The following is a 14,527-nucleotide window of genomic DNA, read 5'->3' as shown; positions in this document are numbered from 1 at the left end:
TCCGAGATGTACATAGATGTGCGCCGCCGTTTGGTGTTCTTCGACCAGACCGATCGTTTCCTGCCCCAGCCCGGGCTGGCCAGGTACGACCTTGCCAGCGGCCAGTTGTCGGCCGTACCCGGCGCGCAGGCCAGCGACGTCGTCAATGATGTGGCCCGCGACGGCAATGCCCTGGCCTTGGCCTCGGCCGACTGGGTGACCGTGCGCAACGCCAGTCGCACCCGCCTGACCTTCGTAGCCAACGGCAACGTCGCCCACCAGACCGACAAGTTCCTGTCGTTCTGGTCGCGCTTTGACCCGTCTGGCCGTTTTGCCCTGGTCAGCGTCTTCAATGGCAAGCGCCGCCCCGTGGTGATCGACCTGGACAGCGGCGAATGCAGCGACCCCATCGCTCGCGATCTCGACGCCCGCTTCGGCGATGTGGACCCCTTCGATGGCCGCTTGTGGGCCCCGGACGAACGCGCGAAAGACTCGGTGCTGGCCGTCGACTGCCGCAGCGGCGACGTTCAAAAAGTCAAACTCCCGTTGGGCGAAAAAGTGGCGCGGGTGCGCTTCGCCCGAGACGGCGAGACCTTGTTCGCCACGGCCGCCAACAACCGCCTGCTGTGCTGCGACCGCTACGGCGCGGTGCGCTGGTCGCGCGATATCGGCGAGTACGGCGAAGTGCGCGCCGGCAACATCTACTTCAATGAAGACGGCACCTACCTTTGCCTGCCCCTGTCAGAGACGCCGCGCAGCAACTGGGGCGAAGACCTGGTCATCGATGCCCGTACCGGCGCGGTCGACAACGCCATCCTGCGCCATCGCGGGCCGCCGGCACGGCTGGCGTCGGATTGGTTTGGCGATCGGCTATTGACGCATGGCGGCGAGATTGTGGATTTTCATACCGGGGCGGTTGTCGATCGGCTGGCGTTCAAGCCCGCAGGTGGGCAATGAGGGCTGCCGTTGCAAGTCCCTGTCCAAGCGGTGCGCGCGGACCGACACTCATTGAGCAAGCCTCACGGAAAAGCCCGGCCATGGCCGGGCTATCGTGCAATCAAGGCGGCGCAACCGCCGCCCCACCCTTCAGAACAAGTACCGAATGCCGCCGTTGAACATCCACGACTGCACCCCGGCGCTGCCGATGTCTTCCTGCCGCGCCACTTCGCCGTAGAGCGAGAATTGCTCGGTGACGGTGCCGGTGGCGCCGATGGACAGCCGCATGGCGTCGCCGTACTTGCCCGTGTCAAAGCGCACGTCGCCGACACGCACGTCGCTGCCGCCGACAAAGCCGTGTACCACATCCAGGCCCAGGTACGGCGTGAGGATGCCGCGGTTGAGTTCGAACGGGCGCGTCAGCCGCACGCCCAAGCGGCCGGTGACCTGGTTCTGCGAGCCGATGTCCACGTCCAGCCCGTCGACGTCGCTGCGGCGGTCGAAGGTCAGGCGTTGGGCGATGACCTGGGCTTGCGGTTCCAGGATGAAGCCGCGGCTCAGGGCGATGGGGTAGCCGGCTTCGACCGACGTGGCGTAGCTGTAGCCGCGCAGGTCCATGGCCTTGCCGCGCGCGTCGGTGGCGATGCTGCCGTCAAAGCGGCCGACGGACAGAATGCTGTCGACGTACCAGCCCTGCTGGCTCTGGTAGGTGGCGTAGCCGGACAGGCGGTAGATGTCGGCCTTGCCCTTGCTGTGGCCGTCGACGGCGTCGGGCGTGAAGTTCAGCCAGCCCAGGGTGCCCGCCGCGCCAAAGCGCCAGGTGCCGTGGTCGTCGCGCAGCCTGAGCAGGTTGCCGCCCAGCTGGATGGCGCTGTAGTCGCCGTCGGCGTCGTAGCCGTACTGCTTGAAGCCGCGGTTGCTGTTGTAGCTGAAGTCGCCGCCGTAGGCGCGGAAGAAGAATTCCCCCGGGCCCTGGTCGCGCGTCAGTTGGCGGTCGTCGCGGATTTCACCCAGGCGGCGGTGCAGCGAGTCCAGGTCGGCGATGGTGGCGTACTGCAAGGCGATGGGCGCCGTGAGGTAGCTGGCGACTTGCGGTGCGACGGCTGGGCGTGCATCGGACGGCACGCTGGGGCTGCCGCCGGGGCCGCCGCCGGGATCCACCGGGCCTTCGGGCGTGACGTAGGCGCTTTGCAGGCGATAGTCCCAGAAGCTGTCGCCGTTGCCCACCAGCGATTGCGACGCATCGGCGGCGCCGTTTTCCGAGCCGGGTCCATAGGCGTACAGGTGGTAGGCGTAGGGCGAATCGTGCGTGACGGCGTAGCCGCCGGGCAGCGCGAAGGCCTGGGCGGTGGAGTGCCCGCCGACCTGCACCAGCGAGATGCCTTCGTGCGCGCCCAGCGAACCGTCGGGCGTGGTGAGGCCGCCGGGGCTGCCGGCCACGGGGGTGACCTGCACATAGGTGGTGCCGGACGCGTCGCCCACGATCAGCAGGCGGTCGGTGTGCTGGTCGGCCAGCGCGCCGCCGGCGTTCAGGTAGGTGTTCACGCCCAGGGCGCCGTTGTCGCCGCGGTAGTCGCCGGTGACCTGCACCACGTGGTAGGACGCGGCGCGGGTCGGGTTGGCGGCCACGTCTGCGGCGGCGCGCAGGTTCACCAGGCTGTCGACGTTGACCAGCGTGGTCACGACCGAGTCGCCGGTGACTTGCCAGGTGCTGCCGTCTGCCAGGTTCAGGTTTGTGGTGCTGCCGGCCTGGGTCAGCACGCGGCCGTCGATGAGTGAGCCGCTGGCCACGATGTCGGCCTGCCCCGGCGCGTCGGCGCCGATGTTGAAGGCGGCGTTGCCGCCGGTGACGGACGAGCCGGTCAGGTTGATGACGGCCGGGCCGCCAGTCAGGTGGATGCCGTCGGCCTGGTCGGACGCGATGGCCGAATCGGTCAGGTCAAAGACCTGGGCGGCGGCGCCTGCGGTGCCGGTCAGGTGCAGGCCCTGGGCGTTGGGGCCCGCGGCGTGCAAGGTGGCGCCGGTAGCGGAAAAGCGCGTGGCATTGGGCGACACGCGCACGGCGTCGGCGCCGTCGCCTTCGGTGCTGACCAGGGTGCCCGTGCCGTCATGGCGGCCCAGGTTGACGGTGCCCCAGCCTTCCACGTGCACGCCGTGGGAGGCCTGCCCCACCGTGTGCACGTAGGCGCCGTCGATGTCGGCGACGGACCCGGACTGCACGCGCACGGCCACCGCATTGTTGCCTTGCGTCTGCACCGCGCCGCCCTGGATCGTGACGGGCGCCGAGGACGTGGCGAACAGGCCGTAGGTGCCGTCCTTGACCCCGTTGATGGTCGTGCCCACCAGGCCGACCTGGCCGCCACTGACGTAGACGCCGTAGCTCTGGTCGGACTGGATCCACATATTGTTGCCCTGGAACACGCCATTGCTGTTCACATAGACGCCGACCGCCCCGGCACCCTGGGTATGGATGCGGGTGCCGTCGCCGGTGTAGGCGCCCTGGCTTTGCACCAGCACGCCGTAGCTGGTGGCGCCTTCGGTGGTGACGGAGCCGCCGTTCGTCGTGATCCGGGCGCTGTCCAGCACATGAATGCCGTAGGCGGTGTCGCCGCGCGTCTGGATGTCGACCTGGTTCAGTTCTGCGCCCGCGCCCTGCCACAGCTCGACGCCCTTGGAGTTGTCCTGCAGCGTAGTCAGGGTGGAATCGTGCAGCACGGTCGTGGCCTGCACGCCGAATGAGCGCAAGGCGTGGGAATCGAAGAAGTCGGTGGTGACGTAGACGTTGGTGCCGTCGAATTCCGACGCCGCGGCGCCGGTGCCCACGTTGTAGATGCCGCGCACGTCGCCGCCGCCCGCGTGGATGTAGGTGCCGCCGGCCTTGACCTCGATCTTGCCGCCGCTGCGCACGTACAGGCCGTCGATGGCGTTGCCGCTGACGTTGATGCGGATGGGGCTGCCATCGCCGCGCGACGGGTCCAGGATGGCGCTGCCGCCGATGACCTGGATGCCGGTGCCGCCCATCTGGGCCGGATACGGCGGGGTCGGGTTGATGATCGTGCCGCCGACAAAGACTTTTTCTTCACCGTCACGCACCTGGAAGGGTTCGGTGTAGGTGCCTTGCGGCACTTCCTGCGCCAACACCGGCATGGCGGCGAAGGCGGCAAACAGCGCGACCGTCAGGGGAGCCAGGCGGGAAATCAAGCGGCGCGCCTGACGGTTTCCGTGTTGAGCCCGCGCGGCGCGCGTCACCCTCCTCTCTGCCGTCTTGCGTCCGTTCGTTCCCGCCTTGCTACATCCACCTTCCTGGTCTGCGCATCTCATGATGGGCTCCTGATTGAAGTCGTTGATGACAACCGACGTCAGTCAGGGGGGATGAGCACGTTGCTGCTGTGCACGCGTGTGTAGCGACCAACGTCAGCACTGAGACCACGTTAGCGCTAGCATTTGATAGGTACAAACCCTGATGAACCGTCCCTTGATTCAGGACAAGGACAGCGGGAATTTCGGGTGAACAATTGCACAAATCCGTGTCAAGAATCGTTAATTATCAAAGACTTGGGTTTCTTATTCCGGGGTGGGCAAGACCGACCGCCCTCCTTGAGCGCCGGCCTCGGTCAGAAGGCTGACCCGGTCCGCCCCTAACCCGGCGCCCTTCGACAAATTCAACCATCTTCGGTCAAACCTAGGGTTTTCACTCATAAATTCGCTGAATTTCGCGAATAAGAATTCAGAATTTTTCTTATGGCGGGGCCGCGCGTATAACGACTGACGCAGCAAACCTCAACCCATTTCAGAGAGATAAACATGAGGGGAAATTCCAAGACGGGCCACCAGCCGGTGCGCGCGTCCACGGCCGCTTTCGTCGGCACCATGATCGAGTGGTACGACTTCTATATCTACGCCACCGCCGCCGCGCTGGTGTTCGGCAAACTGTTCTTTCCATCGGCCACGGGCTTCTACGGCACGCTGGCCGCGTTCGGCACCTTTGCCGTGGGCTTTTTTGCGCGGCCGCTGGGCGGCGCGATCTTCGGGCATATCGGCGACCGCATCGGGCGCAAGAAATCGCTGGTCATCACCCTGCTGATGATGGGCACGGTGACCGTGCTGATCGGCCTGTTGCCAACCTACGCGTCGATCGGCGTCTGGGCGCCGATCCTGCTGGTGCTCTTGCGCATCGTGCAAGGCGTGGCGGTGGGCGGTGAATGGGGCGGCGCGGTGCTGATGGCGGGCGAGCATTCGCCCGACAAGAGCAAGCGCACCTTCTTCGCGTCGTTCGCGCAGCTGGGCAGCCCGGCCGGCCTGATCCTGTCGATGCTGATGTTCAAGCTGGTGACGGGGCTGGACGACGAGGCCTTCCTGTCGTGGGGCTGGCGCGTGCCGTTCCTGTTCTCGGCCGTGCTGCTGGCGGTGGGCTTCGTGATTCGCCTGAGCGTGAACGAATCGCCTGATTTCCTGGAAGAAAAGCAGGCCCGGGCCGCGAAGCAAAAGCAGCCTCAACACACCAAACCCGAACGCGCCCCGCTGGCGCAAGTGCTGACCGGCGCGCCCAAGCTGCTGGCGATGGCGGTGGGCGCCAATGTGCTGGGCATTGCGGGGTTCTATTTCACCAGCACGTTCATGATCGCCTACACCACGCAGTACGTGGGCCTGAACCGCGCGGTGATCCTGGACTGCCTGCTGGTGGTGTCGATCATGCAGTTCTTCATCACGCCGCTGGCCGCCTACATCGCCAGCCGCGTGGGCAATCTGCGGTTCCTGGCGTTCACTTCGCTGGTGTCGATCTTCACGCCGTACGCGATGTTCAACCTGGTGGACATGGGGTCGCTTTCGTCGATCACGCTGGGGATCGGCGTGGCGGTGCTGTTCATGGGCGCCTACTATGCGGTGATTGCGGGCTTTGTCAGCGACAGCTTTCCCACGGCGATCCGCTATACCGGCATTTCGATGGCCTATCAGCTGTCGGGCGCGATCTTCGGCGGCCTGACGCCGATGCTGGGCACGGTGCTGGCCGAGAATTTCAAGGGCCAGTGGTGGCCGCTGGCGCTGCTGTTCTCGGGGATTTCGCTTCTGTCGCTGGTATCCGTGCTATTGCTGGGGGCCTACGGCCAGCGCCGCGTTCAATTCCAACTGAAGGGGCAACAAGCATGAAGGCGTTTTTCCACGACGACCAGAAACTGCACCATCCGCAGACCTACTTCTCGCGCGGCAAGATGCGCACGCCGCAGGAAGTGCCGTCGCGCCTGGACGCGCTGGCGCAGGCCGCCCGCCACCTGGGCTTTGACGTGCAGGCGCCTGCCGACCACGGCACCGAGCCGCTGGCCGCGGTGCACACGCCAGCCTACCTGCAGTTCCTGCAGAACGCCCATGCCGACTGGAAAAAGCTGCCCGAGGACTGGGGCGACGAGGTCGTGTCCAACGTCTTCGTGCGCGAACCCAACGCGCTGCGCGGCGTGCTGGCGCAGGCGGCGCGCTACCTGGCCGACGGCAGCTGCCCGGTGGGGCCGAACACCTGGCGGTCGGCCTATTGGTCGGCGCAATGCGCCGTGGCCGCCGCCGACCGCATCGCGGCGGGCGACCGCCATGCCTACGCCATCTGCCGTCCGCCCGGCCACCACGCCCGGCGCGATGCGGCGGGCGGCTTCTGCTACCTGAACAACGCCGCCATTGCCGCCCAGCGCCTGCGCGGCAAGTACGGCCGCGTGGCGATCCTGGATACCGACATGCACCACGGCCAAGGTATCCAGGACATCTTCTATGAACGCAACGATGTGCTGTACGTGTCGATCCACGGCGATCCCGAGAACTTCTACCCGGTGGTGGCCGGCTTTGAAGACGAGCGCGGCGCGGGCGATGGCTACGGCTACAACGTGAATCTGCCGATGCCGCACGGTTCGCCCGAATCGGTGTTCTTCGACCGCCTGGCCCAGGCGCGTGCGGCCATCGAGAAGTTCCAGCCCGACGTGCTGGTGCTGTCGCTGGGGTTCGATATTTTCGAGAAGGACCCGCAGGCGATGGTGGCCGTGACGGAAGATGGCTTCGAGCGGCTGGGCCGCGAGGTCGGCAGCCTGGCACTGCCCACCTTGATCGTGCAGGAAGGCGGCTACTATATCGAGGGCCTGGAATCCAACGCCGCGCGATTCTTCGCAGGATTGGCCGGCGCCTGACCCCCTGGCGGCCGGTTTGGCGGACAGGCCGGTTGTCGGCCTGCCCCGGTCCGCTCCAATGCCTTCTTGTCCGCCCACATGCCCGCCTTGACTGAACGCCCCGCCGTCCGCCCCGCCAACGCCTTGCCGCTGGCGCCCGAACGCATGGACTGGAACCTGCTGCGCACCTTCATGTTCGTGGTGCAGGCGCGCGGCGTGGGCCGGGCGGCACAGGCCCTGCACCTGAGCCAGCCGGCGGTCAGCCAGGCGCTCAAACGCCTGGAAGACGCCGTGGGCGGGGTGCTGCTGCACCGGCGCAACGGCGAATTCCGCCTGACCAGCCTGGGCGAGGAAATCTACGCCATCGCCCGCGACATGTACGGCACCATGGCGCGCATCGAGAACGCCGCCGTGCAGGACCAGGCCGAGGTCGCCGGCACCTTGAGGCTGCTGGTGATGAGCCGCATCCAGAGCACGCCCTACGACGATTTCCTGGCGGACTTCCACCAGCGCTATCCCAAGGTCGAATTCCACATGGAAATGCAGCCCAGCGCCGATATTCTCGACGCGCTGGCCAAGCGTGTGCCGGCCTTGGGGATCTGCCTGTGCCGCAAGCCGGTCGAGGCGCTGGAACGCAAGCTGTTCCTGCGCCACCAATATGCGGTGGTGTGCGGCCGGCGCCATCCGCTGTTCACGCGGCCGCGGGTGGCCATCGAAGACCTGCTGGACCAGAATTTCGTCTGTTTCGCCAGCGACCAGCTGGGCGACACGCTGTCGCCGCTGACCATCTTTCGGGACCAGCAGGGCTTCACCGGGCGCATCGTCGGCACCTCGCCGCACCTGGAGGAAGTGCGCCGCATGGTGGTGGCCGGCATCGGTCTGAGCTTCCTGCCCGAACACCTGATTGCGCAGGACGTGGTCAACGGCGAACTGCGGCGCCTGCCGCCGCAAGACAGCGTGGCCGAGATCGACGTGTTCCTCACCTGGCACAAGCAGCGCAAGCTGAGCGCCGTGGAAACGGCTTTCCTGGCGGCGTTCGACCGGTTCCTGGCGCGCACGTCGCTGGCGGCGCGGGCGCGCTGACGCGGCCTGGGAAATTGCCGCAGCGCATCATCGCTGGCGTCGGCCAGAGCGGCCGGCAAGCGCCCAATCTGGCGATAATGGCGCTCTCGATCCCCGCACTTTCCCTTGAGGACGCACATGTCTCGTTGGACCTTCTATACCGCACCGGGTACCTGCGCATTGGCCACCCACATCGCCTTGCAGGAAGCCGGCGCCGACTTCGACGTCGTGAAGCTGGACTTTGCCGCCGGGCAGCAGCAAAGCGCCGAATACCTGGCCATCAACCCCAAGGGCCGCGTGCCCGCGCTGAAGACCGAACACGGCGTGCTGACGGAAACCCCCGCCCTGCTGACGTTCGTCGCGCAGCGCTTTCCCGAGGCCGGGCTGGCGCCGCTGAACGATCCGTTCGCGTTCGCCCAATTGCAGGAATTGAACAGCTACCTGGCATCCACCGCCCACGTGGCCCATGCGCACAAGCGCCGCGGCGCCCGCTGGGCCGACGACCCCGCCGCCCATGAATCCATGCGCGCCAAGGTGCCGCAGACGATGACGGCCTGCGCCGCCTACCTGGAATCGCAGATCGTCGGGCCGTGGGTCACGGGTGAACACTTCAGCGTGGCCGATGCGTATCTGTACACGATCGGCAGCTGGCTGGAAGGCGACGGCGTGGACCTGAAGGCGTTTCCCAAGCTGACGGCCTACCTGGCGCGCGTGGCGGCCCGCCCGGCGGTGCAGCGTGCGCTGGCGCAGGCCAATGCGTAATCCGTAGCCCGCAATCCGTGGCCCGCAATGCGCGGCCCTGGGTCGGCGGCCAGACCTGCGCGCCGGCACTCCGCCGGCCGCTATCCGCCGAGCGCCATCAACGCTGCGGCCGTGCGGCGTCCGCCGGCAGCTCGCGGGGCAAGGTCGTGCCGTAGTCTTCGTCGGCATAGATGCAGGCCGGCAGGGGCGACACGGCCCGGCCGCCCTGCTCCCACAGCGCTTCGATCCAGTCCGCCGCGGTGTCGGCGATGGCGTCCTGCACGCAGAAGTCCGGTTCATCCCTGAACAACGGCACGCGCGGCGTGACGCCGGTTTCGCCATGCACCACGTCGAACACGTGGCGGTAGCCGTCAATTGCCTTGTTCAAGACGTACAGGTCGGGGCCGTCCAGCCCGATCACCACCGAAAACGTGCCCTCGCCATCCTGGTCGGGAAAGATGCCGAACTGGATTTCGCGCGCCTTCTCGGGCAGGCGCGCAAACAGGCCGGCCAGCGTGCGCAGCGCGGTGGCGGTATGCGCGTCGAGCACGCGCCGCAGGGTGTCTTGGTAGTCTTGTCGAGTCATTGCACGGGGCCTGTCACACGAAAACCCCAAGCGTACCGGACGAATCGGTTTCTGTTATTTCTGTCTTGACAGAAATAACAGAAACCTCATACAGTGGCCCCATGAAACTGACTCCGATCGCCGAACGCTTCATCCTGCACTGGGGCGAAATGGGCTCACGCTGGGGCGTGAACCGCACTGTGGCCCAGATCCATGCCCTGCTCTACCTGATGGGCCGGCCCTTGCCCGCGGAAGAAATCGCCGACACCCTGGGCGTGGCGCGATCCAACGTCAGCAACAGCCTCAAGGAATTGCAAGCCTGGCGCCTGGCCAAGGTGGTGCATGTCATGGACGACCGCCGCGACCATTTCGAGACGTCCACCGACATCTGGGAACTGTTCAAGCTGATTGTCGAAGGCCGCCGCCAGCGCGAGATCGACCCCACCCTGACCGTGCTTCGCGACAGCCTGGCCAGCCCCGAGATGGCCAACGAAAGCCAGTTGACCGAACAACGGGTGCGCGAAACGCTGGAATTCATGGAAATCCTCACCACCTGGTCCGACGAAATGCTGCGCATGAAACCGGAAACCCTGATGAAGACGCTGGGCATGGGCGCCAAGATCAGCAAGACGATGCGGCGCGGCAAAAGCTGATGCGACGGGCTTGGGGCGGCCTGGCCAACATTGCCGTCCTTGAGCCCCTTTTTTTAAATTGTTATTTCTGTCTGTACAGAAATAACAGAAATAAAAGAATCGATCGATGCACCCACCTGATGAGAGCAATGGCATGAACATCCTGGTCTGCGGCGCCAACGGCTTTGTCGGCCGGGCCCTGTGCGAGGCCCTGCTGCAAGACGGCCACCGGGTTCTGAAAGGCGTGCGCCATCCCATGCAGCCCGACGAGATCGCCATCGATTACCTGGCGGACATGGACCCGGCCGCCTGGACCGACCGGCTGCGCGGCATCCATGTGGTGGTGAACGCGGCCGGCATCCTGATCGAACGCGGCGACGCCACCTTCGACCGGATTCACCGGCGCGCGCCCATCGCGCTGTTCGACGCGGCCTGCCAGGCGGGCGTGCGGGGCATCGTGCAACTGTCGGCGCTGGGCGCCGCCACGGGCGACACGCCCTACTTCCAGAGCAAGCGCGCGGCCGACGCACATCTGCAATCGCTGCCGGTGGCGCACTGCATTCTGCGGCCGGCGCTGGTCTATGGCGCGCAAGGGGCATCGGCGCGGTTCTTTCGTACGCTGGCGTCGGCGCCGCTGCATTGGTTGCCAGCAGGCGGCCTTCAGCGCCTGCGCCCGATGCAGGTGGACGAGCTGGCCGAGGTCGTCGTGCGGTGGCTGCGCGGATGGACAGCGGGCCCGGACGACCACGCCGCCGTATTGGACCTGGTCGGCGGCACCGAGGTCACGTACCGCGACATGCTGGCCGCCTATCGGGCATCGATGGGCTTTGCGCCGGCCTGGCGGGTCACCGTGCCCGGCTGGCTGATCGGCGCCAGCGCGGCGTTGCTGGACCGCGTGCCCGGCTCGATGCTGACGCGCGACACCTGGCGGATGCTGCGGGCGGGCAACACGGCCGACGTCGCCGCCACCGCCCGGGCGCTGGGCCGCCTGCCGGCCGGCATCGACACCTTCATCCGCCCGGCGGATGCCCCCGCCCTGCGCCAGCAAGCCCTGGCCGCCTGGCGCCCGGGCCTGCTGCGCGGCGCGCTGGCGCTGATCTGGCTGTGGACGGCGGTGTGCAGCGCTTTTCTGTATCCCGTGGACGGCAGCCTGGCGCTGCTGGCGCCGGTGGGCCTGCATGGCACGCCCGCCCTGGCGGCCCTGTATGGCGCGGCGGCGCTGGATTTCGGGCTGGGCATCGCCACGCTGTGGCGGCCCGGCCGCCGGCTCTGGGCCCTGCAGGCCGGGCTGGTGCTGGTCTATTCCGTGGTGATTGCCGTGGCGTTGCCGGCGTTCCTGCTGCATCCCTTCGGCCCGGTCCTGAAAAACGCGGCCGTGCTTGCCCTGTTAATCATGCTGCTCAGCGAGGAAACCCGGCCATGAATGCGTATCTCACGATCAAGACCCTGCACATCCTGTCTTCAGTGCTGCTGGTGGGCACGGGCTTCGGCACGGCGTTCTACCTGTTCTTCGCCAACCGCACGGGCAATATTGCGGCGATTGCGGCGGTGTCGAAACTGGTGGTGCGCGCCGACCTGTGGTTCACGACGCCGGCGGTGATCTTCCAGCCCTTGTCGGGGTTGTGGCTGGCGCATGCGGCCGGCTGGCACTGGACCACGCCGTGGCTCAGCCTGTCGATCGGGCTGTACCTGCTGGCCGGCGTGTGCTGGCTGCCCGTGGTGTGGCTGCAATACGAAATGGCCAAGATGGCCGCCCAGGCGCACAGCGGCGGCGCGGCCGCCTTGCCGGCGCGTTACTGGCGCTTTGCCGCGTGGTGGGAACGGCTGGGCTACCCGGCTTTCCTGGCGATGGTGGCGGTGTATTTCCTGATGGTGGTCAAGCCGGCGCTGTGGGCGGCTTAGGCGCCGCGCATCCCGCCCGCAGGCGGGTCGGCGGCCATTACCGCGCAGCACACGCCAGTCCACTTTGACGCAATTTCACTGAACCAGAATCGGCCGCCTTCCCGTTCGCGGGGCGGCCGAAGTACCGTTTCCCCAGGGAGCCGTCCACCGTTCCCGCCGCCCCGGTTTTTCTCGCGCCACCGACGCCGTGTTTTCCCTCATGGACACAAAGTGTCCTGAAAGACACATTGCGCCCGACGGCCCGACCGGTGTTTCCCGGCCGGCCGCAATCAAGGGGAACCGCTTTGAACGTTTCAAGAGTCTTTACCGCAATGGGCCTGGCCCTGCTCTGCGCGCACGCCGCGCAGGCCGGGACCACTTTCGATACCGTGAAGAAGCGCGGCTTCGTGCAGTGCGGCGTCACCACCGACCTGCCGGGCTTTGCCTACACCGACAGCAAGGGCGTGTGGCAAGGCATTGACGTGTCCACCTGCCGCGCCATCGCCGCCACGATGTTCGGCGACGCCACGAAAGCCAAGATCGTGCCGCTGACCACCCAGGCGCGTTTTACCGCGCTGCAATCGGGCGAGGTCGATGTGCTGACGCGCAACACCACCCAGACGATGACGCGCGACACGACGCTGGGGCTGATCGGCACGGGCGTCAACTATTACGACAGCCAGGGCCTGATGGTGCATACCGCGCTGGGCGTGAAAAGCGCCAAGGAACTGGGCGGGGCCACCGTGTGCGTGCTGCCGGGCACCACGACCGAACTGAACCTGGCCGACTGGTTTCGCGGCAACGGCCTGGAATTCAAGCCTGTGGTGCTGGAACGTTTCGACGAGATCCTGCGCAGCTTTGCCGCGGGCCGCTGCGACGCCATCACGGCCGACAAGTCCATGCTGGCCGCCACCCGCCGCAACCTGGGCGAGGCCGACCTGGTGATCCTGCCCGAACCGCTGTCCAAGGAACCGCTGGGGCCGATGGTGCGCCAGGGCGACGAGCAATGGTTCAACACCGTGCGCTGGACGCTGAACGCGCTGCTCGAAGCCGAGGAATACGGCATTACGCAAGACAACGTGGACGCGCAGCTGAAGTCCGGCAATCCCAATATCCAGCGCATCCTGGGCGTGACGCCGGGGCTGGGCAAGAACCTGGGGGTGGACGACAGGTGGGCCTACAACATCGTCAAGCAACTGGGCAATTACGGCGAAATCTACGAACGCACGCTGGGCATGCAAAGCGCGCTGAAACTGGAACGCGGCATGAATGCCCTGTATACGCACGGCGGGCTGATGTATGGCTGGCCGATCCGCTGACCCCGAACCCCTTTTGCGCCCACTTCAGGAGCCCCGCATGAAAGCGCGCGACCCGCACCCCGACGTTCACTTCGCCACCCAGGCCATCCACCACGGCTACGACCCGGCCGCCCATCAGGGCGCGGTGTCGCCGCCCGTGTTCCTGACATCGACCTACGCGTTCGAGTCGACCGCCGAGTTCGACGCCGTGTTCACCGGCGAAAGCGACCGCTGTGTCTACGGCCGCCAGCAGAACCCCACGCAGCAGTTGCTGGAAACGCGGCTGGCGGCGCTGGAAGGCGGCCAGGCGGCGCTGGTGACGGCATCCGGCATGGGCGCGATTGCGTCCACGCTGCTGTCGCTGCTGTCCGCGGGCGACGAGATCGCCGTGCACCACACGATCTACAACACGGCCAGCGCGTTGATGACCGAGGGGCTGCCGCGCTTTGGCATCAAGGTGGTGCGCGGCGACCTGAGCACGCCCCAGGGCACGGCAGCAGCGATCGGGCCGGCCACCAGACTGGTGTATTTCGAGACGCCGATCAATCCGTCGGCCGACGTGCTGGATATCGCCCGCATCGCCGCGGCGGCGCAGCGCGCGGGCGCCCGGGTGATCGTGGATTCGACCTTTGCGTCGCCGGCCCTGCAACGGCCACTGGAACTGGGCGCGGACCTGGTGATCCATTCGCTGACCAAGTACCTGAACGGCCACGGCGACGTGCTGGGCGGCGCGGTGATCGGCGACCGCGAAACCATCGACCTGATCCGCGCGTCGGGCGCCAAGTACCTGACCGGCGCGACGCCGTCTCCGATGTCGTGCTTTCTGGTGCTGCGCGGGCTGAAGACGCTGGACCTGCGGATGCGCCAGCACAGCAGCAATGCGCTGGCGGTGGCGGAGATGCTGCAAGGCCACCCGGCCGTGGCCAAGGTGACCTATCCGTTCCTGGCGGGGTTTGCGAACGGCGACATTGCGCGGCGCCAGATGTCGGCCGGCAGCGGCATGGTGTCGTTCGAGTTGCAGGCCGGCTATGACGGCGTGGCGCCGATGATGGACCGGCTCCGGATCATTTCGCGCGGCATCAGCCTGGGCGATACGGATTCGCTGATCTACCACACGGCCGGCATGATCCGCGCCCGCCAGAAGGTCAATCCGGCGCTGCGGCTGAGCCCGGGCGTGTCGCCCGCGCTGGTACGGCTGTCGGTGGGGCTGGAAGACGTGCGCGATCTGCTGGCCGACCTGGAACAGGCCTTGTCGCCGGTAAGATGAGGATTGCTTCTTCCCTGCCCCGC

General features: G+C 66.8%; 12 protein-coding genes. 10 read left to right on the top strand and 2 right to left on the bottom strand.

Translation table 11 applies throughout. The annotated features are described in order from the left end of the window. Positions 1 to 6: 6 nt before the first annotated feature. Complete coding sequence (locus HV798_RS14925; RefSeq protein ID WP_175192994.1) at positions 7 to 936, top strand: YncE family protein; 930 nt, start codon at positions 7 to 9, stop codon at positions 934 to 936. A 129-nt stretch (positions 937 to 1,065) separates the two neighbouring features. Here the strand turns inward: HV798_RS14925 and HV798_RS14920 are convergent, their stop codons facing one another. After that, complete coding sequence (locus HV798_RS14920; protein ID WP_175192995.1) at positions 1,066 to 4,116, bottom strand: autotransporter family protein; 3,051 nt, start codon at positions 4,114 to 4,116, stop codon at positions 1,066 to 1,068. 603 nt (positions 4,117 to 4,719) lie between these two features. Between HV798_RS14920 and HV798_RS14915 the strand changes: the two genes are divergently transcribed. The 4 genes from HV798_RS14915 (at position 4,720) to HV798_RS14900 (ending at position 8,882) form a co-directional block, all read left to right on the top strand. Continuing rightward, positions 4,720 to 6,063, top strand: a complete 1,344-nt coding sequence (locus HV798_RS14915; RefSeq protein WP_175192996.1) for an MFS transporter — start codon at positions 4,720 to 4,722, stop codon at positions 6,061 to 6,063. After that, on the top strand, positions 6,060 to 7,079 hold the full coding sequence (locus HV798_RS14910; RefSeq protein WP_175192997.1) for a histone deacetylase family protein: 1,020 nt from the start codon (positions 6,060 to 6,062) through the stop codon (positions 7,077 to 7,079). Before HV798_RS14915 ends, HV798_RS14910 begins: the two co-directional genes overlap by 4 nt. Before the next feature lie 144 nt (positions 7,080 to 7,223). Beyond that, entirely contained in the window at positions 7,224 to 8,141 is a 918-nt protein-coding gene (locus HV798_RS14905; RefSeq protein ID WP_175193062.1) for a LysR family transcriptional regulator, read from the top strand. A gap of 117 nt (positions 8,142 to 8,258) precedes the next feature. Then, on the top strand, positions 8,259 to 8,882 hold the full coding sequence (locus tag HV798_RS14900) for a glutathione S-transferase family protein (RefSeq protein WP_175192998.1): 624 nt from the start codon (positions 8,259 to 8,261) through the stop codon (positions 8,880 to 8,882). Between the two features lie 97 nt (positions 8,883 to 8,979). Here HV798_RS14900 and HV798_RS14895 read toward each other — a convergent pair whose 3' ends face one another. Next, positions 8,980 to 9,447: a DUF6389 family protein gene (locus tag HV798_RS14895; RefSeq protein WP_175192999.1), complete on the bottom strand. Its 468-nt coding sequence runs from the start codon at positions 9,445 to 9,447 to the stop codon at positions 8,980 to 8,982. A gap of 101 nt (positions 9,448 to 9,548) precedes the next feature. Here HV798_RS14895 and HV798_RS14890 point away from each other — a divergent pair, with 101 nt between their 5' ends. The 5 genes from HV798_RS14890 (at position 9,549) to HV798_RS14870 (ending at position 14,504) form a co-directional block, all read left to right on the top strand. Further along, positions 9,549 to 10,079 carry a GbsR/MarR family transcriptional regulator gene (locus HV798_RS14890; protein WP_025138603.1) on the top strand — a complete coding sequence of 177 codons (531 nt, stop codon included), beginning with the start codon at positions 9,549 to 9,551 and terminating at the stop codon, positions 10,077 to 10,079. Positions 10,080 to 10,212: 133 nt separating this feature from the next. Further along, a complete protein-coding gene (locus tag HV798_RS14885) occupies positions 10,213 to 11,481 on the top strand; it encodes an SDR family oxidoreductase (protein ID WP_175193000.1) in 1,269 nt (422 codons plus the stop codon). Further along, complete coding sequence (locus HV798_RS14880) at positions 11,478 to 11,960, top strand: DUF2269 family protein (protein WP_175193001.1); 483 nt, start codon at positions 11,478 to 11,480, stop codon at positions 11,958 to 11,960. Before HV798_RS14885 ends, HV798_RS14880 begins: the two co-directional genes overlap by 4 nt. A gap of 311 nt (positions 11,961 to 12,271) precedes the next feature. Continuing rightward, on the top strand, positions 12,272 to 13,258 hold the full coding sequence (locus tag HV798_RS14875; RefSeq protein WP_042885181.1) for an amino acid ABC transporter substrate-binding protein: 987 nt from the start codon (positions 12,272 to 12,274) through the stop codon (positions 13,256 to 13,258). Between the two features lie 37 nt (positions 13,259 to 13,295). Beyond that, positions 13,296 to 14,504, top strand: coding sequence for a trans-sulfuration enzyme family protein (locus HV798_RS14870; protein WP_175193002.1), 1,209 nt, complete (start codon positions 13,296 to 13,298; stop codon positions 14,502 to 14,504). Positions 14,505 to 14,527: the final 23 nt, after the last annotated feature.

It is taken from the genome of Achromobacter deleyi, assembly GCF_902859705.1.
Taxonomy (GTDB): domain Bacteria; phylum Pseudomonadota; class Gammaproteobacteria; order Burkholderiales; family Burkholderiaceae_B; genus Achromobacter; species Achromobacter deleyi.
The sequence above is the reverse complement of the archived record's forward strand: the minus strand, read 5'-3'. Positions and strand labels throughout refer to the sequence as shown.

Bases quoted from the DNA above. Each gene is read 5' to 3' on its own strand.
- HV798_RS14895 (WP_175192999.1), bottom strand. From the start codon at position 9,447: ATGACTCGACAAGACTACCAAGACACCCTGCGGCGCGTGCTCGACGCG.
- HV798_RS14905 (WP_175193062.1), top strand. From the start codon at position 7,224: ATGGACTGGAACCTGCTGCGCACCTTCATGTTCGTGGTGCAGGCGCGC.
- HV798_RS14885 (WP_175193000.1), top strand. From the start codon at position 10,213: ATGAACATCCTGGTCTGCGGCGCCAACGGCTTTGTCGGCCGGGCCCTG.
- HV798_RS14910 (WP_175192997.1), top strand. From the start codon at position 6,060: ATGAAGGCGTTTTTCCACGACGACCAGAAACTGCACCATCCGCAGACC.
- HV798_RS14890 (WP_025138603.1), top strand. From the start codon at position 9,549: ATGAAACTGACTCCGATCGCCGAACGCTTCATCCTGCACTGGGGCGAA.
- HV798_RS14870 (WP_175193002.1), top strand. From the start codon at position 13,296: ATGAAAGCGCGCGACCCGCACCCCGACGTTCACTTCGCCACCCAGGCC.
- HV798_RS14875 (WP_042885181.1), top strand. From the start codon at position 12,272: ATGGGCCTGGCCCTGCTCTGCGCGCACGCCGCGCAGGCCGGGACCACT.
- HV798_RS14915 (WP_175192996.1), top strand. From the start codon at position 4,720: ATGAGGGGAAATTCCAAGACGGGCCACCAGCCGGTGCGCGCGTCCACG.
- HV798_RS14925 (WP_175192994.1), top strand. From the start codon at position 7: ATGTACATAGATGTGCGCCGCCGTTTGGTGTTCTTCGACCAGACCGAT.
- HV798_RS14880 (WP_175193001.1), top strand. From the start codon at position 11,478: ATGAATGCGTATCTCACGATCAAGACCCTGCACATCCTGTCTTCAGTG.
- HV798_RS14900 (WP_175192998.1), top strand. From the start codon at position 8,259: ATGTCTCGTTGGACCTTCTATACCGCACCGGGTACCTGCGCATTGGCC.